The sequence below is a fragment of the Kocuria sp. 2SI genome (genome assembly GCF_005502825.1).
Classification (GTDB): Bacteria; Actinomycetota; Actinomycetes; order Actinomycetales; family Micrococcaceae; genus Kocuria; species Kocuria palustris.
Genome location: NZ_SCNB01000002.1, coordinates 69,378 through 86,302 on the forward strand (window position 1 = coordinate 69,378; position 16,925 = coordinate 86,302).

General features: G+C 71.4%; 14 protein-coding genes and 1 tRNA gene. 8 read left to right on the forward strand and 7 right to left on the reverse strand.

Translation table 11 applies throughout. The annotated features are described in order from the left end of the window. Positions 1-3 precede the first annotated feature (3 nt). Positions 4-915 carry a metal ABC transporter permease gene (locus FFS25_RS01510; RefSeq protein ID WP_137801770.1) on the forward strand — a complete coding sequence of 304 codons (912 nt, stop codon included), beginning with the start codon at positions 4-6 and terminating at the stop codon, positions 913-915. A gap of 62 nt (positions 916-977) precedes the next feature. Here the strand turns inward: FFS25_RS01510 and FFS25_RS01515 are convergent, their stop codons facing one another. Next, complete coding sequence (locus FFS25_RS01515) at positions 978-1,961, reverse strand: diacylglycerol kinase family protein (protein ID WP_137801683.1); 984 nt, start codon at positions 1,959-1,961, stop codon at positions 978-980. After that, positions 1,958-2,410 carry a Fur family transcriptional regulator gene (locus FFS25_RS01520; RefSeq protein ID WP_283957200.1) on the reverse strand — a complete coding sequence of 151 codons (453 nt, stop codon included), beginning with the start codon at positions 2,408-2,410 and terminating at the stop codon, positions 1,958-1,960. The genes FFS25_RS01515 and FFS25_RS01520 overlap by 4 nt, the downstream gene beginning before the upstream one ends. A gap of 235 nt (positions 2,411-2,645) precedes the next feature. Here FFS25_RS01520 and FFS25_RS01525 point away from each other — a divergent pair, with 235 nt between their 5' ends. Both FFS25_RS01525 and FFS25_RS01530 read left to right on the forward strand, forming a co-directional pair. Continuing rightward, positions 2,646-3,320, forward strand: a complete 675-nt coding sequence (locus FFS25_RS01525; protein ID WP_137801685.1) for an MBL fold metallo-hydrolase — start codon at positions 2,646-2,648, stop codon at positions 3,318-3,320. A 53-nt stretch (positions 3,321-3,373) separates the two neighbouring features. Beyond that, positions 3,374-3,802 (forward strand): HIT family protein, encoded by a 429-nt coding sequence (locus FFS25_RS01530; protein WP_137801686.1) that lies wholly within the window; start codon positions 3,374-3,376, stop codon positions 3,800-3,802. A 156-nt stretch (positions 3,803-3,958) separates the two neighbouring features. On the opposite strand, the gene hrpA is transcribed toward FFS25_RS01530, so the two are convergent. Both hrpA and FFS25_RS01540 read right to left on the reverse strand, forming a co-directional pair. Then, complete coding sequence (hrpA, locus tag FFS25_RS01535) at positions 3,959-8,107, reverse strand: ATP-dependent RNA helicase HrpA (RefSeq protein ID WP_137801687.1); 4,149 nt, start codon at positions 8,105-8,107, stop codon at positions 3,959-3,961. An 83-nt stretch (positions 8,108-8,190) separates the two neighbouring features. Next, positions 8,191-9,039 carry a fructosamine kinase family protein gene (locus FFS25_RS01540; RefSeq protein ID WP_137801688.1) on the reverse strand — a complete coding sequence of 283 codons (849 nt, stop codon included), beginning with the start codon at positions 9,037-9,039 and terminating at the stop codon, positions 8,191-8,193. A 94-nt stretch (positions 9,040-9,133) separates the two neighbouring features. On the opposite strand from FFS25_RS01540, the gene FFS25_RS01545 reads away from it, so the two are divergent. After that, positions 9,134-9,523, forward strand: a complete 390-nt coding sequence (locus FFS25_RS01545; protein ID WP_137801689.1) for a hypothetical protein — start codon at positions 9,134-9,136, stop codon at positions 9,521-9,523. A 110-nt stretch (positions 9,524-9,633) separates the two neighbouring features. Here the strand turns inward: FFS25_RS01545 and FFS25_RS01550 are convergent, their stop codons facing one another. From FFS25_RS01550 to FFS25_RS01560, 3 genes are all read right to left on the reverse strand, one after another. Continuing rightward, positions 9,634-9,756: an LPXTG cell wall anchor domain-containing protein gene (locus FFS25_RS01550; protein WP_157796655.1), complete on the reverse strand. Its 123-nt coding sequence runs from the start codon at positions 9,754-9,756 to the stop codon at positions 9,634-9,636. A gap of 235 nt (positions 9,757-9,991) precedes the next feature. Beyond that, positions 9,992-10,327 (reverse strand): hypothetical protein, encoded by a 336-nt coding sequence (locus FFS25_RS01555; protein WP_137801690.1) that lies wholly within the window; start codon positions 10,325-10,327, stop codon positions 9,992-9,994. Between the two features lie 501 nt (positions 10,328-10,828). Next, positions 10,829-10,901 (reverse strand) — tRNA-Arg (locus FFS25_RS01560). 141 nt (positions 10,902-11,042) lie between these two features. On the opposite strand from FFS25_RS01560, the gene argS reads away from it, so the two are divergent. From argS to thrC, 4 genes are all read left to right on the forward strand, one after another. Further along, complete coding sequence (argS, locus tag FFS25_RS01565) at positions 11,043-12,713, forward strand: arginine--tRNA ligase (protein WP_171004057.1); 1,671 nt, start codon at positions 11,043-11,045, stop codon at positions 12,711-12,713. Between the two features lie 2 nt (positions 12,714-12,715). Then, the gene (gene lysA / locus FFS25_RS01570; protein WP_249933718.1) at positions 12,716-14,293 is read left to right on the forward strand and encodes a diaminopimelate decarboxylase; all 1,578 of its coding nucleotides are present in this window, start codon (positions 12,716-12,718) and stop codon (positions 14,291-14,293) included. 57 nt (positions 14,294-14,350) lie between these two features. Further along, positions 14,351-15,676: a homoserine dehydrogenase gene (locus FFS25_RS01575; RefSeq protein ID WP_137801691.1), complete on the forward strand. Its 1,326-nt coding sequence runs from the start codon at positions 14,351-14,353 to the stop codon at positions 15,674-15,676. Between the two features lie 139 nt (positions 15,677-15,815). Next, positions 15,816-16,925 carry a threonine synthase gene (thrC, locus tag FFS25_RS01580; protein ID WP_006215225.1) on the forward strand — a complete coding sequence of 370 codons (1,110 nt, stop codon included), beginning with the start codon at positions 15,816-15,818 and terminating at the stop codon, positions 16,923-16,925.

Consider the following 16,925-nt stretch of genomic DNA (forward strand, 5'->3'; position numbering starts at 1 on the left):
TCGCTGAGCCTGCAGGGACTGCTCGAGCAGGTCTTCGTCTTCGAGCGCTACGGCGAGCTGCTCGTCCTGCTGCAGAACACGCTGTGGGCGGGTGCGCTGATCGGACTCGTCGGCGGGATCATCGGGACCTTCGTGGTCATGCGGGACATGGCGTTCTCGGTGCACGGAGTGGCCGAGCTGTCCTTCGCCGGCGGGGCGATCGCCCTGCTGACCGGCGCCAGCATCGTCGCCGGCTCCCTGGCGGGCTCGGTGGCCGCCGCGGTGCTGATCGGGCTGCTGGGCTCGCGGGCGAGGGCGTCGAACTCGGTCGTGGGCGTGCTCATGCCGTTCGGGCTCGGTGTGGGGATCCTGGCCCTGGCGCTCTACCAGGGGCGCAGCGCCAATCAGTTCGCGCTGCTCACGGGCCAGATCGTCTCGGTATCCGAGGTCCAGGTGGCGGCGATGGCCGCGCTGTCGGTCGTGGTGCTCGTGGGGCTCGCCGTGATCTGGAGGCCGCTGTCCTTCGCGAGCCTGGATCCGTCCGTGGCTCGGGCCCGCGGCGTGCCCACGCGGGCGCTGTCGGTCGTGTTCATGCTCCTGCTGGGCGTGGCCGTGGCCATGTCGGTGCAGATCATCGGCGCCCTGCTGGTGCTCGCCCTGCTGGTGACCCCGGCGGCCGGTGCCATCAGCCTCACTGCCTCACCGGTGCGGATCGTGATCCTCTCGGTCGTCTTCGCCGAGGTCTCGATCGTGGGCGGGATCCTGCTGGCTCTGGGCGGCTCGCTGCCGATCAGCCCGTACGTCACCACGATCTCCTTCACCCTGTGGGGCCTCGCCCGGGTCGTGGCCCGCCTGCGCTCGCGGCGCTCCGCACGCGCCGGGGCGGGGGAGGGGCCGGCCGAGCTCAGGCCGGCCTCGGTCGGCACGACCGCCTGAGCCCGGCAGCCGGCTCGGACGGCGGCCGGGCCGCCCCCGGGTGCAAGCGCGCCCCGGAGCCTTCAGAACAGGACGGGCAGGGCGGCCGCAGCCGCTGAGATGACGGCGGGGCCCCGGCCCACGTGCTCGCCGTCGGCGTGGATGAGGTTCGGCGCATCGACCTCGACCTGCACCGCGGGCTCGATCGCCACCTCGTCGAGGCGCAGATGGGTGCCCAGGACCAGCCGCGGGAAGAGCATGAGGGTGCGGGCGCGCGGCATGGCTCGGACCTGGAAGACATCGAGCAGGCCGTCCCGCGGGTCGGCGTGGGGCACGATCGACAGCCCGCCTCCAATCGACGACGTGTTCGCGACCGAGAGCATCAGCGTGCGCCTCGAGCTCAGGTGCGCAGCGCCGTCGGGCCGGCTGATGACCAGACCCATGTGGGACTGGTGGTATCGCAGGACCTCGACGGGCACGGCGGCGATGTACTTGGCCGAGCCGCGCGGCCAGCTCCAGGAGTTGGCCAGCTCGTTGACCACGGCGTCGATCCCGCAGCACGCGGCGGTGGCGAACCAGCGGCGGGTGCCGTCGGCGAGCTCGATGAGCCCCAGGTCCATGTCCGCGGGGCCCTCGTCGAGGCGGCGCAGCACCCGTCCTGCGGCCATCTCCGGATCGCCGTGGGGGAGGCGCATGTGCCGGGCGAGGTCGTTTCCGGTCCCGGTGGGGATCAGCCCGAACGGGATCGACGGGCCGCCGCGCTCCCGGCGCTCCTGCAGGACGTTGAGCACGGTGTGCGACATGCCGTCGCCGCCCACGGCGAGCACGGCGGCGGGAGCGCTGCCGTCTGCCTGGCAGCGCACCAGGCGCCGGAGCAGCGGCTGGCCCCAGGCCACACCGGAGCCGCCGGCGGGATCCTCGATCTGCCCGTCCTGGGAGGGGCCGCTCCACACGGCCTCGGTGGCATAGCCGCCGGTGCGCAGCATGGCCTCGGCGCGCTGGACGGGGCCGCTGCGGCGGGGATCGGCGACCAGCAGGATCAGCGGGGCGGAGGACTCGGTGCTCATGCCGGCTCGGGAGTCTCGCGGTCCTCGGGGCCGCGTGCGGAGCATTCGGCGCACAGCCCGACGATCTCGATCGTGTGATCAATCTGCGTGAAGCCGTGACGCTGGGCGGTCTGGGAGGTCCAGCGCTCGATCTCGGGGGCCTCTAGCTCCACGGTTGCCCCGCAGCTGCGGCAGACCAGGTGATGGTGGTGGTGCTCGGCGGCGCACTGGCGGTAGATCGACTCCCCGTCCTCGCTTCGCAGGACATCGACCTCTCCGGTCTCCGACATGGACTGCAGGATCCGGTAGGTCGTGGCCAGGGAGACGGACTCGCCGCGCTCGCGCAGGATCGCGTGGAGGTCCTGCGTGGAGACGAAATCGGCCTGCACGGCCATGGCGGCCTGCACGGCACGACGCTGCCGCGTGACGCGCACAGCGGCCTGCGGCTGCGGGGCTGACGGCGAGGGCACTCGGGACTCCTTCCGGGATCGCTCCGCCCCGGCAGAGTCCGGCGGGCGGAGGCCCTGCCATGCTACCCGCGGCTTCGGCCGGCCCGGCTGGCGGCCATCCCGCGCGGGCCGAGGTGGCATCGGCGGTCGAGCCGGTGCGTCGTCGTCGGGGATCAGTAGGCTGGGCCACGAGCACCGGCGGGCGCCGCCCGAGCGCGGCAGCAGCGCCGGCGACCGCACTCGAGAGGAGCCCAAGGTGAAGCTGATCAAGTACACGCACTCGTGCGTGCGCCTGGAGATCGACGGCACCGTCCTGGTCCTGGATCCCGGCAACTTCTCCGAGGTCGAGCAGGCCATGGCCGGAGCCGATCACCTGCTGATCACGCATACCCATCCCGATCACCTGGATCCGCAGCGCGTTCCGGAGCAGCTGCGCGCCCAGCGCGACCTGCAGGTCTGGGCCCCGGGTTCCGTGGCCGCGGACCTGCGCGAGCAGCTCGGCCAGGAGGCCGCGGATTCGCAGGGCAGGGACCGCATCCACGACGTCGATGCCGAGACCGAGCTCGATCTGTCGGGCGTGCGGGTGCGCACCTTCGGCGGGCAGCACGCGCTGATCCACCCGCTGATCCGCACGGTCGACAATGTCGGCTACCTCATCGAGGAGCGCGTCTACCATCCCGGGGACTCGCTGGTCGTCCCGGACGGGATCACCCCGTCCACCGTGCTGGTCCCGCTGCACGCGCCGTGGTCCAAGATGGCGGAGGTCATCGACTTCCTCATCGCGGTCCGGGCCGAGAAGGCCTACCCCATCCACGACGCCCTGCTCTCGGACAACGGCTTCGGCATCGTGGAGAAGCAGGTCACGGCCTTCGCCGCCAAGTACGGCACCGACTACGAGCACCTGGACCCCGGCACGACCGTCGAGGCCTGAGCGCACCGCTCGCACAGCACACCCGGAGACACCCGCACACCCAGGAGGACGCAGTGACGACCATCTTCACCCGCATCATCGACGGCGAGATCCCCGGCCGATTCGTCTGGACGGACGACGAGTGCGTCGCCTTCCTCTCGGCGGATCCCCTGTCCACCGGGCACACCCTGGTGGTGCCCCGCCAGGAGATCGACCACTGGCTGGATCTCGACCCGGCACTGGCAGGACACCTCATGCGCGTCAGCCAGGTCATCGGCCGAGCCCAGCGAGCGATCTTCGAGCCCCAGCGCGTGGGCCAGATGATCCAGGGCTTCGAGGTGCCGCATGTCCACATCCACGTGTGGCCCGTGTCCTCGACCGCGGACTTCGACTTCGCCAATGCGGATCACGATCCGGATCCGGCCGTGATGGACGACGCCGCTCAGCGCATCCGCGAGGGACTGCGCTCGGCCGGCCACGAGGCCCAGGTGCCGCAGGACTGAACCGGATGGGGCCCGCAGGTCCCCGGCCGCCACGGCGCCTTGTCAGCAGGCCCCGACGATTCCCGGATCGTCGGGGCCTGCTGACATCCAGCGGCAGAGGCAGCGGGTCACGGCGCGGGTCGGGCCCGGAGCGTCGTCTCCCGGTGCCTGCCCGGATCAGCGAGCAGCGGCGTCTCGCAGCGCCTTGCGCACGCGCTTGGCCGAGACGGTGTGGGCGGTGCCGAGCTCCTGGGCGAACAGCGAGACGCGCAGCTCCTCGAGCTCCCACTCGATCACCGCCAGCGACTCGGGCACCGGCAGGCCCTTCGGCACGGCGGCCACGGCCCTGTCGAATTCGTCCTCGAGGGACTGGATCTCGCTCATGTTCACGCCGTCGCGCTGGATGTTGGCGGTGCCCACGAGCTTGTCGATGCGCAGCTCCATGGCCTTGAGGTAGCGCGGCAGGTGCTGCAGGTGCGCCCACCCGATACGGGTCACGAAGCCCGGCTTGACGAGGCGGTCGAGCTGCTCTCGGATGTCGGCGAACGCGCTGACGGCTGCCATGGACGACGGTCGCTTGATCCGCTTGCGCACGGAGTTGGCCAGCGTGAGGACCTCGGCCACCAGCGCGGTGACCTGGAAGACGGTCTCGATCTGCTCGGCGCGGACGTCGTCGAAGAGCCGGTCGAACTCCTGGCGGGTCCACGGCGGCTCGGCCGGCACGAGCTTGTCCACGGCGGCGCGGGTGCAGTCCTGGATGAGGGCGTCGACAGACCCGTGGGGATTCTGGGTGAAGACGATCTTCTCCCGGTTGTCCAGATGGTCCGAGATGAACCGCTGGGTGTTCGGCAGGCGGCGCTGCAGCAGCGAGATGGTGCCCGAGCGCTGGGCCGCCCGCTGGTCCTGCTCGGAGGAGAAGATGCGGACGTCGGCGGTGGGCTCGGAGGCCTCGGCGCCGGGGGAGGCCACGAGCGCCGGCCAGCCGGTGATGCGCTGACCGGAGACCACGGTGTCGACCTTGCGCGGCAGGTCCCGCTCGGGCCACTCGGTGAGCCCGTCGCGCTCCAGCGCAGGTCCGGCCGTTTCCTTGCCGCCGCCGGAGGCAGGGCCCTTCTTCTTCCGCCCGCTCTTCCCCTGGGAGCCGGAGCCGCCTCCCGGGCCGGGGACGGCACCGGGGCCGGGCACCGGCAGCGCCGAGGCCGAGGTGCCCAGCGATTCGGCCAGCGCGGCGCGGACCTGATCCCGCAGCGCGACCTGCAGGTGCTCGAGGTCCTCGCCCTCGCCGAGGATCCGGTTGCGGGAGTCGCGGACCTGGAAGTGCATGCGCAGGTGCTCGGGCACAGCGGACCAGTCCCACGACCCCTGTGGGATGACGACGCCCTTGAGCTGGCGCAGAGCGCGCTCCAGAGACTGCTCCAGGTCGTCCTGCTCCGGATCGGCTTGAGCGTCGAGCAGCTCGACGGCCTGACGGGCCACATCCGGGGCCGGGACCACGCTCTTGCGCACCTGCTTGGGCAGCGAGCGGATCAGGGCGGTCACCAGCTCCGTGCGCAGACCCGGGATCAGCCAGCGGAAGGGCCCCGGGCGCAGCTGGTGCAGGAAGAGGATCGGCACGCGCACTGTGACGCCGTCGGCCTGGCGCCCGCGCCCGGACCCCTTCCGCTCGGAGGGTCCGGTGCCGGAGCCGGGGGCGAACGTGTAGTCCAGATCCAGGCTCAGCTCACCGCCGTCGGTGCGGGCGCTCCAGTGGCGCGGGAAGGCGGAGTCGTCCCAGGTCTCGGCCTGGTCGTCGATCAGCTGCTCGGGGTCGAAGTCGAGCAGGTGCTCGTCCTGGCGCGAGGCCCTCTTCCACCACGTGTCGAAGTGGGTCTGGGAGACGACCTCGGCGGGGACCCGGGCATCGAAGAACTCGTAGAGCGCCTGGTCGTCGACCCGCAGGTCCTTGCGGCGCAGCCGTGACTCGAGCTGCTCGACCTCGGCGAGCTTCCTGCGGTTTCGCTGCACGAAGCGGTGGCGGGTCTGCCAGTCGCCCTCCACGAGGGCCTTCTGCAGGAAGATCTCGCGGGAGGCGACCGGGTCGATCCTCCAGTAGCCCACGGGCCGATCCGCCGCCAGCGGGACGCCGTAGAGGGTTGCCCGCTCCTTGGCCATCACCGCGCCCTGACTGCGGGACCAGTGTGGCTCGGCGTAGGTGCGCTTGACCAGATCGCCGGCGACCTCCTCGATCCACTGCGGTTCGACCGCGGCGTTCACGCGCGCCCACAGGCGGGAGGTCTCCACGAGCTCGGCAGAGACCACGAAGTCCGGCTTCTTCTTGAACAGCGCCGAGCCGGGGAAGATCGCGAAGCGCGTTCCGCGGGCTCCCTGGTAGTCGCGGGTGCGCTCGTCGCGCAGCCCGATGTGGCTGAGCAGCCCGGCCAGCAGGGACTTGTGGACGTCATCGGACTTGGCGGCGGGATCGATCTCCCGGTCGCGGCCGACGTCGATGCCCACCGAGCGGCCCATCTGGCGCAGCTGCGCATAGAGGTCCTGCCACTCGCGGATGCGCAGGAAGTTCAAGAACTCGCGCTGCACGGTCTTGCGGAACTGCGAGCTGGACAGCTGCTCCTGCTGCTCCTGGAGGTGCTGCCACAGCAGCAGGAAGCCCAGGAAGTCGGAGCTCGTGTCCTTGAAGCGGGCATGCAGCTCATCGGCCTGAGCCCGCTTCTCCAGCGGGCGCTCGCGGGGGTCCTGGATGGTCAGCGCGGCGGCCAGGATCATGACCTCGCGGGCGCAGCCGCGGCGCTGGCCCTCCACGATCATGCGGCCCAGCCGGGGATCCACGGGCAGCGCGGCCAGAGTGCGACCGGTGCGGGTCAGCGGAGAGCGCTCGTCGTCCCTGTCGCCGCGACCGCGCCCGCGGCGTCCGCGCGAGCCGCGCCCGGAGCGCTCGCCGTCCTGCTGTGCCCGACGGCCGCGGGAGGACTCGGCGGGACGCAGGGCGCCGAGCTCGCGCAGCAGCATCACGCCGTCCTTCACGGCGCGGGACTCGGGCGGCTCCACGAACGGGAACCGGCCGATGTCCTCGGGGGAGTGGACCACCCCGGCAGAGGTCATCTGCAGGATGACAGAGGCCAGGTTGGTGCGCAGGATCTCCGGATCCGTGAACTCGGGACGGGACTCGAAGTCCTCCTGTGAGTACAGCCGGATGCAGATGCCGTCGGAGACGCGGCCGCAGCGGCCTGCGCGCTGATTCGCCGAGGCCTGCGAGATCCGCTCGATCGGCAGGCGCTGGACCTTGGTGCGGGTGGAGTACCGGGAGATGCGCGCCGTGCCGGTGTCGATCACGTACTTGATGCCGGGCACGGTCAGCGAGGTCTCGGCCACGTTGGTGGCCAGCACGATGCGCCGCGAGGAGCCGCGGGAGAACACGCGGTGCTGCTCGGCCATGGACAGCCGGCCGAACAGCGGAAGGACCTCGGTGCCGCGCAGCCGCGGACGATCCGCCACCAGGGACTCGAGCGCGTCCTGGGCATCGCGGATCTCGCGCTCGCCGGAGAAGAAGATCAGGATGTCGCCGCGGTCCTCGTACGAGAGCTCCTCGACGGCCTCGCACACGGCGTCCAGGGGGTCGCGGTCCTCGTCCTCGAGACCGTCGTCGGTGGCCTCGTCGATCTCGTGCTCGCCGCTCAGCGGCCGGTAGCGGATCTCGACGGGGTAGGTGCGCCCGGAGACCTCGATGATCGGCGCGGGCTCGGGCTGCGCGTCCTGCGGGCCATCGGTCGGCAGCGGCTCGTGGAAGTGCTGGGCGAAGCGCTCGGGATCGATCGTGGCCGAGGTGATGATCAGCTTCAGATCCGGGCGCTGGGGCAGGAGCGTCTTGAGGTAGCCGAGCAGGAAGTCGATGTTCAGGGAGCGCTCGTGGGCCTCGTCCACGATGATCGCGGAGTAGCGCGAGAGCAGGCGGTCGTGCTGGATCTCGGCAAGCAGGATGCCGTCGGTCATCAGCTTGATCCGCGAGTCCTTGCCCACCTCCGAGGTGAAGCGGACCTGGTAGCCGACCGTCTGGCCGATCTTCTCGCCCATCTCCTCGGCGATGCGCTCGGCCACCGAGCGGGCGGCGACGCGCCGGGGCTGGGTGTGCCCGATCATGCCGGACTCGCCCAGGCCGAGCTCCAGGCACATCTTGGGGATCTGGGTGGTCTTGCCGGAGCCGGTCTCGCCGGCGATCACGACGACCTGATGGTCGCGGATCGCGTCCTGGATGTCCTGGCGCCGGCCCGAGACGGGCAGCTGCTCGGGATAGACGATCCGGGGGCCGGTGCCCTCGTGCGCGGTGGTGGTCATATCCGGGCCATTCTACGGTGCGGGGACGACGGCCCCGCGGCCGCCGTCCCCCTGGCGGCGCCCTCGTGGGGCAGCGCGGCGCCTCAGAGCAGCTCGAGCGCGCTGCGAGCGGCGCGGTCGGTGGCCCCCAGGTAGGACCCGCCGCGCGGAGGGTCGAAGAGCACCGCGTGGGCGATCAGCACGAAGAGCTGATGCAGCCCCGTGCGCTCGTGCCACCCGTCGCGCAGCGGATGCGCCTCCTGATAGCCGGCCAGGATCTCCTCCAGGTGCGGGGCGCCGAAGATCGAGAGGAAGGCCAGGTCCTGCTCCCGGTGGTCGCCATGGGCGGCGGGGTCGATCAGCACCGCGCCCTGGTCGTCCCACATCAGATTGCCCGCCCACAGGTCGCCGTGGATGCGCGCGGGACGGTCGCCGTCGTCGAACCTGCCCGCTTCGATGGCCTCGGTCGCCCGCTCGATGTCCTCGAGCTCCGAGTCCGTGACGCCGCGGGTGCGCAGCCGCTCGAGCATGGGGCGCAGCCGCTGACCGCCGTAGAAGGCGCCCCAGGAATCCGTCGGCTCGAGCGAGACCTCGATCGGCTGCTCGAGCGGGCCGAACCAGCCGCTGCGCCAGCCCTCTTCCGGGGCGGGACGCTTCCACTGCGAGCTGGCCGCAGGCACCGGCGGTGCCGCGCCGAAGGCCTCCGCGCCCAGGTCATGCGTCTGCGCCAGGGCCCGGCCGAAGCTCCGCGCCGCCTCAGGGGTGGGCTGCGCGGAGCCGATGCGGCCCAGCTCCAGGAAGTCCGCGCCGACGTCGTGGACGGGAGCGCAGCGCACCGGACCCTCATCGAGCCACAGCAGTCCGGCTGCCTCCAGGGCGAAGACGCCGGGGGAAGAGCCGTCGGAGGACTTGCGGTGGATCTGGTGCTCAGCAGGCTTGCGATCAGGTGTCATGCCACGAGTCTGACGCCATTAGGGTGGACCCGCACGCCCGGGCGAAACATTCGCCCAACCGACCGCCGAGCCCCTGGCCGAGGAGGCCGCAGAGATGACCAGCCTGTCCCGGCAGCAGCGGGCCCGACGACGCCGGATCGCCGGCCTGCTGGCCCTCGTGGGCATCGTCCTGCTGCTGGTCTCCACCTATGCCGTGCCCATGGGCATCATCTACTGGGCCCGGGCCACCTCGGAGGATGCTCCGGTCCCGCTCACCGACGGTGCGCTGCTCACGATCATCGCCGGACCTGTCTCCCTTGTGCTCGGGGGCATCCTGAGCATCGCGGCCTTCCAGATCACTCGCTCCCACCGCGAGCCGCGCACCGAGGAGGACCGCGAGCTCGATGAGCAGTGGGGCGACGACGCCATGATCGACTTCGATCCGACCGAGTTCAACAGCGGCCATCGCTCGGCTCGCCAGCGGGAGCGCGATCGCTGGAGCTGATCCGGATCGACTGAGGGATCAAGAAGGCGCTGAAGGGGCGCAGCACCGGGGAATCATCCTCCCCGTGCTGCGCCCCTTCAGCGCTCACAGCCGCCTCGGCGGTTCAGCTCTCAGGACCGGCAGCGCCGCAGCGCGGTCGCTCCCACCAGTCCAGCTCCGGTCAGCAGCATGACGCCGCCGGCGATCACCAGCGATCCGTTCGAGACACCGGCGTGCGGCAGCTGCTCGCGCACCACCGCTCAGCGGGGGACTGCTCGGCCTCCTGCGCAGGAGCGGCCTGCTCCGGTGCGGCCGGGGTCGGCTCTGGCGCGGGGCCGGCGTCTGGGCCCGCGCCGTCTGAGCCGTCGCCCGGGACCGTGGCGCTCGGGCTCGACGTGGCCCTCGGCTGCGGGACGACGGGCTCCTCCGACGGCTGCTGCGTGGGTGCCTGAGTCGGGGCCGGTGCGGGCTCCGGCGTCGGTTCGGCGGTCAGTTCCTCAGTGGGTTCGGGACGCGCATGGAGACCGTCTCACCCGGGATCAGGTCGCGCAGCTCGTAGAGGTAGGGGTCCTCCTCGGTGCCCAGACCCGGGCGGTAGTCGATCTTCGGGTTCACGCGCGTTCCGTAGAGCGGTGCGGAGGCGAACTGCTGGGTGCCGTCGACGTACCCGTGGCCCTGGAAGCTCAGCATCATGCGCGACTCGGCGGGGACATACGGGAAGTCGTAGGTGTAGGTCACGGTGCCGTCGGCGTGCACGGCCCGGGTGGGCGTCAGCACTGCCGGCGAGGAGGTCCAGGTCAGCTGCGTCCCGTAGTGGGCCGCCACGATGGCCGGCTCGTCGGCGATGAACAGCCGGGGTGCGGCGGAGACCGACGGGCTGTCGTGCGCCGTGCCGCGCGACGCGGTGCGGGTCCGCTCCCGCTCGAGAGGCTGGTGTCCCGCTCGAGAGGCTGGTGGGGGAGGGGGTTCCGCTGCTGTGCATGGTGCTCCAAAGGCCTTGTCGGCCTGGGGGTGCCGACGTGAGGACTCGGGTGAGGGCGTGCCCACGCGTCACCGACGAGTAGCGAATGGCCTCGGAGTAGGTCCATGTGAGGGCCCACACCTATATTCCGTCACATGTTTTCAACTGTGACTTCTTGGCAGCTCATCTGTGGCGCGGTCGAGGTTCGCGAGACTGCTCGGCGTCCCTGACCTGCGGCGACCGTGGTGGTGGCAGAGATGCCCTCAGCCGGAGTGGCCCATGGCTCTGACGGCGAGGGCGACAGCTATGGAAAAAGCCTGAGCCGCGACCTCGTCTGTGGGCGGGGTCGCGACTCAGGCCGGAAGTGCCCGAGATAGGATTCGAACCTACGACTTCCTGCTCCGGAGGCAGGCGCTCTATCCCCTGAGCTACTCGGGCGGGGGTCGGTGCTCCGGCACGGATGCCGTGATCGACCCGACGACTCTATCACCACGGCCGCCCCGGGTCGCATCGACGGGCAGCCCGTCGCGGCCCCGTCGGACGATCCGGTCGGCGGAGGCCCGCAGGTACACTGTCCCGGTGACTCCCGAAGAACTCTCCGCAGCCCTGTCCGCCAGCCTCGAGCAGGCCGTCGCCTCGGGGGAGCTCGCTCTCGCAGAGGATGCGCAGCTGCCCGAGCTGAAGGTTGAGCGTCCCAAGAGCCGAGAGCACGGGGACTGGGCCACGAACGTGGCCATGCAGCTGACCAAGAAGGTCGGGATGCCCCCGCGCGAGGTCGCCGCAGTGCTGAAGGCCCGCTTCGAGCAGATCGAGGGCGTGGCCTCCGTCGACATCGCCGGGCCCGGGTTCCTCAACATCGTCCTGGACGCCGCCGCAGCAGGCGAGCTCGCCCGCTCCATCGTGGAGGCGGGCCGGGAGTTCGGCCGCGGCACCGCCATGCAGGGCCGCAGCATCAACCTCGAGTTCGTCTCGGCCAATCCCACCGGCCCCATCCACCTGGGAGGCACCCGCTGGGCCGCCGTCGGCGACTCCCTGGCTCGCGTGTTCCAGGCTCAGGGCGCAGACGTCACCCGCGAGTACTACTTCAACGACCACGGCGCCCAGATCGACCGCTTCGCACGCTCCCTGCTGGCCCGGGCCCAGGGCCAGCCCGCCCCGGAGGACGGCTACGGCGGCGAGTACATCTCGGACATCGCCCAGCGCGTGCTGGAGGCAGAGCCCGGAGCGCTCGAGTCCGAGGACCCGCAGGAGGCCTTCCGCGCTGCCGGCGTCGAGTTCATGTTCGGCGACATCAAGCAGTCGCTGCACGAGTTCGGCGTGGACTTCGACGTCTGGTTCCACGAGGACTCGCTGTTCCGCGACGGCTCCGTGGAGGCCCTGCTCGACCAGCTGAAGGAGCAGGGAGCCCTCTACTTCGCCGACGGCGCGTGGTGGCTGCGCTCCACCGATCACGGCGACGACAAGGACCGCGTGGTCGTGAAATCGGACGGCAAGGCCGCCTACATCGCCGGCGACATCGCCTACTACAAGGACAAGCGCGACCGCGGAGCGGACCTGTGCCTCTACCTTCTGGGCGCGGATCACCACGGCTACGTGGCGCGCCTGAAGGCAGTGGCCGCCTCGCTGGGCGACTCCCCGGATCGGGTCGAGGTCATGATCGGGCAGATGGTCAACCTGGTGCGCAACGGGGCGGCGGTGCGGATGTCCAAGCGCGCCGGAACCGTGGTGACCATGGAAGACCTGGTCGAGGCCGTCGGCGTGGATGCCGCGCGCTACTCGCTGACCCGGTACTCGATCGACTCCAACATCGACATCGACCTGGACCTGCTGACCAAGCGCTCCAACGAGAACCCGGTCTTCTACGTCCAGTACGCCCACGCCCGCACCTGCGCGGTGGGGCGCAATGCCGCCGAAATCGGGGTCCGCCGCACCGCTGAGGACGGCTCGGCCGCCTTCGACGCCTCCCTGCTCTCCCACGAGACCGAGACCGAGCTGCTGGCAGGGCTGGGGCAGTACCCGCGGATCGTCGCCGAGGCCGCGCAGCTGCGCGAGCCGCACCGCGTGGCCCGCCACCTGGAGGCGCTGGCCGGGTCCTACCACCGCTGGTACGGCGCCTGCCGCGTGACCCCGCAGGGCGACGAGCAGATCACCGACACCCACCGCACCCGCCTGTGGCTCAACGACGCCACGCGCCAGGTCCTGGCCAACGGCCTCGAGCTGCTGGGCGTGAGCGCACCGGAGAGGATGTGAGCATGCCCCTGGACAGCGATCCGGCGCAGGAGCCGGCCGAGGACGTCGTGACCACCGGGTTCCGGCTGCAGCCGGTCCCGCTGCTGGAGCCCGCCCGCGGGGAGCAGATCCACACTGGCCCCAGCCCGCTGGCGCCCGAGTGGCTCGAGGTCCCGCAGGACTGGACCAGCCTGGATCCCGCGATCTGGCCGGAGCAGTTCGGCCGCGATGACGAGGGCACGCTCACCGTCTCGGGCATCCCCACCACCGCACTGGCCGAGCACTACGGCACCGCGCTCTATGTGGTCTCCGAGGACGCCTTCCGCCAGCGAGCCGCACAGTTCCGCACGGCCTTCCAGGACGCCTTCGCCGCGATCGGCGCGGAGGTCTCCGTCTACTACGCCGGCAAGGCCTTCCTGACCCCGGAGATCGCACGCTGGGTGCAGGAGGAGGGCCTCAACCTCGACACGGCCTCCGGCGGCGAGATGGCCGCAGGGCTGCGCGGCGGCATGCCGCCCGAGCGCATGGCGCTGCACGGCAACAACAAGTCCGCCGCGGAGATCACCATGGCGCTGGACGCCGGCGTGGGCCGCATCGTCGTGGACTCCCTGCAGGAGATCGAGCTCGTCGGGCGACTGGCTCGCACGCTCGGGGTGAAGGCGCCGGTGATGATCCGGGTGACCCCGGGCATCCACGCCGAGACCCACGAGTTCATCGCGACCGCGCACGAGGACCAGAAGTTCGGGCTCTCCATGGCCGCAGAGGACGGAGAGTCCCCGGCGCTGCACGCCATCAGCGGCTGCGTGGCGCACCCGGACATCGAGCTGATGGGCCTGCACTGCCACATCGGCTCGCAGATCTTCGCCGCCGACGGCTTCGCCCAGGCCGCCGATCGCGTGCTCGGGCTCATGGGAGAGGTCGAGCGCCGCTTCGGCGTCACGCTGCCGCAGCTGGATCTCGGCGGCGGCTACGGCATCGGCTACACCGCCGCAGATGCTCCCCGCCCGGCCGCGGCCGTCGCCCGGGACATCGCCCGGGCCGTCCAGGAGTCCTGCCGGCGGCTGGGCCTGCAGATCCCGCACCTTTCCGTCGAGCCGGGCCGCTCGATCACCGGTCCCGCCGGGATCAGCCTCTACACCGTGGGGACCTGCAAGTCCGTCACGGTCCGGGACGGACTGCGCCGCCGGTACCTCTCGGTCGACGGCGGCATGTCGGACAACGCTCGCCCCGTGCTCTACGGCGCGGACTACTCGGTGGTCGTGGCCGACCGTGCCGAGGAGCATCGCGGGCAGGCACCAGCGCTGTCCCGCGTGGTCGGCAAGCACTGCGAGTCCGGCGACATCCTGGTGCACAGCGCCTACCTGCCCGAGGGCGTGCGCGCCGGCGACCTGGTGGCCGTTCCCGCCACCGGCGCGTACTGCTGGGCGCTGTCCAGCAACTACAACTGGCTGCCGCGTCCGGGCGTGGTCGCGGTGCGCACTGTCGACGGCATCCCCGAGGCCCGGCTGATCGTGCGCGGCGAGACGGAGGAGGACCTCTTCGCCCGCGACGTCTCCCAGGACCCCGAGGCCTCCCGCCCGCTGCGCCTCGGCGAGCGCTGAAGTCCCGCAGCACCCGACCACCCGAACGCCCCGACCCCACCCGTCTGGAGCCTCCACGTGACCCACGCACCCGACACCCGTCCTGACGTCGTCCGGATCGCCCTGCTCGGCGCCGGCAATGTCGGCGCCGAGGTGGCCCGCGTCCTGCTCGAGCAGCCCGAGGAGCTGGCCCGTCGCATCGGCGCCCGACCCGAGCTGATCGGCATCGCCGTGCGCGACACCACCGCCCAGCGCACCGTCGAGCTGCCGCAGCAGCTGCTGACCACCGACGCCGAGTCGCTGATCGACGCCGCCGACGCGGTCGTCGAGCTGACCGGCGGCATCGAACCCGCCCGCACCCGGATCCTGCGCGCGCTGAATGCGGGCAAGCCCGTGGTCAGCGGCAACAAGGCGCTGCTGGCCCGGCACGGACAGGAGCTGCACGAGGCGGCCGAGGCCTCCGGGACCACCCTGAACTACGAGGCCGCCGTGGCCGGGGCCATCCCGATCGTGCGCCCGGTGCTCGAGTCGCTGTCCGGGGACCGCATCCGCCGCGTGCTCGGCATCATGAACGGCACGACCAACTACATCCTCGACCAGATGGACACCACCGGGGCCTCGTTCGACGACGCCCTGGCCGAGGCCCAGCGCCTGGGCTTCGCGGAGGCCGATCCCACAGCTGATGTGGAGGGCCATGACGCCGCCGCCAAGGTCGCGATCCTGGGCGGGCTGGCCTTCCACTCGTGGTACACGATCGACGACGTCTACTGCCGGGGCATCCGCGGGATCACCGCAGAGGACGTCGAGGCCGCGCGCTCCGCGGGCTTCGTGATCAAGCTGCTCGGCGTGGCCGAGCGGGTCTCCTCGGGCGTGAACCTGCGCGTGGTGCCGACCATGATCCCGCGCACCCACCCCCTGGCCAGCGTCCACGGCGGTTACAACGCGGTGTTCGTGGAGGCCGACGGCGCCGAGGAGCTCATGTTCTACGGCCCCGGTGCCGGCGGCGGGCCCACCGCCTCTGCCGTGCTCGGGGATCTGGTCTCGGCCCTGCGCCGCGTCGTGGCCGGAGGACCGGGCATCGGCCCGGTCGTGCACGCGGGCCTGCCGGCCACCGGCGTCGACGACGTCCAGACCAGCTTCTCCCTGACCCTGCTGTGCCCCGATCAGACCGGGGTGCTCGCGGCGGTGGCCGGGGTGTTCGCCGAGCACGGCGTCTCGGTCTCGACCATGCGCCAGGACGACGTCCGCGACGATCCCCGCCGCCCCGGGGAGGACCTGGCCGAGATCCGCATCGTGACGCACCGGGCCCGCAACGCGGACCTCGTGCGCACCGTCGAGGCCGTGCGCGGCCTGGACGTGGTCTACGACCTCTCCGGGCTCATCCGGGTCGAGGCCGACGACTGAGCACGGATTCGTCCGCAGCCGCACGGGCCGGCGGACCCGCGAGTCCGACGGGCCCCAGCGGCCCCGGCACGACAACGCAGTGACAACCCCGCGGCACCGCCCACCGGGCGAGGCAGCCGCAGCGAAGCGAGGAGCAGCAATGGCACATCAGTGGCAGGGCGTCATCAACGAGTACCGCGACCGCCTTCCGGTCACCGATTCCACCCCCGTCGTCTCGATGGGCGAGGGCGGCACCCCGCTGATCCGCGCCCGCGCGCTGTCCGAGCTGACCGGCTGCGAGGTCTGGGTCAAGTTCGAGGGCATGAACCCCACCGGCTCCTTCAAGGACCGCGGCATGACCATGGCCATCACCAAGGCCAAGGAGGAAGGCGCCAAGGCGGTCGTGTGCGCCTCGACCGGCAACACCTCCGCCTCCGCCGCGGCCTACGCCAAGCAGGCCGGCATGCGCTGCGCCGTGCTGGTGCCCGAGGGCAAGATCTCCATGGGCAAGATGGCCCAGGCCGTTGCCCACGGCGCCGACATCATCCAGATCAACGGCAACTTCGACAACTGCCTCGAGGTCGCGCGCAAGCTCTCTGAGTCCTACCCGGTCTTCCTGGTCAATTCCGTGAACCCGTACCGGATCCAGGGGCAGAAGACCGGCGCCTTCGAGGTCGTCGACGCCCTGGGCGATGCTCCGGACCTGCACATCCTGCCGGTCGGCAACGCGGGCAACATCACCGCGTACTGGAAGGGCTACCAGGAGTACGCCGCCGAGTTCACCAACGACCAGGGCGACGTCCTGCCGGCCGTGGCCACGAAGACCCCCACCATGTGGGGCTTCCAGGCCGAGGGCTCGGCGCCGCTGGTGGCCGGGCATCCGATCGATGACCCGGACACCGTGGCCACCGCGATCCGCATCGGCAACCCCGCCTCGTGGGACACCGCGATCGCCGCGCGCGACGACTCCGGAGGACTGATCGAGGCCGTCTCGGATACCGAGATCATCGCCGCTCAGCGCTTCCTGTCCTCGCGCGACGGCGTGTTCGTGGAGCCCGGCTCCGCCGCCGGCGTGGCGGGCCTGATCAAGAAGCACGAGCAGGGCCAGGTCCCTGCCGGTGCGCGGATCGTCATCACGGTGACGGGCCACGGTCTCAAGGACCCGCAGTGGGCCGTGAAGGGCGCCGAGGCCGAGGACCCGCATGCCGCCGAGCCGGTGCGCGTGGACTTCGACGTCGTGTCCGTCGCCTCCGCTCTGGGCCTCGAGTGA

Coding starts and splice junctions, on each gene's coding strand:
- FFS25_RS01515 (WP_137801683.1), bottom strand. CDS start 1,961: ATGAGCACCGAGTCCTCCGCCCCGCTGATCCTGCTGGTCGCCGATCCC.
- hrpA (WP_137801687.1), bottom strand. CDS start 8,107: ATGACCACCACCGCGCACGAGGGCACCGGCCCCCGGATCGTCTATCCC.
- FFS25_RS01540 (WP_137801688.1), bottom strand. CDS start 9,039: ATGACACCTGATCGCAAGCCTGCTGAGCACCAGATCCACCGCAAGTCC.
- FFS25_RS01545 (WP_137801689.1), top strand. CDS start 9,134: ATGACCAGCCTGTCCCGGCAGCAGCGGGCCCGACGACGCCGGATCGCC.
- lysA (WP_249933718.1), top strand. CDS start 12,716: ATGCCCCTGGACAGCGATCCGGCGCAGGAGCCGGCCGAGGACGTCGTG.
- thrC (WP_006215225.1), top strand. CDS start 15,816: ATGGCACATCAGTGGCAGGGCGTCATCAACGAGTACCGCGACCGCCTT.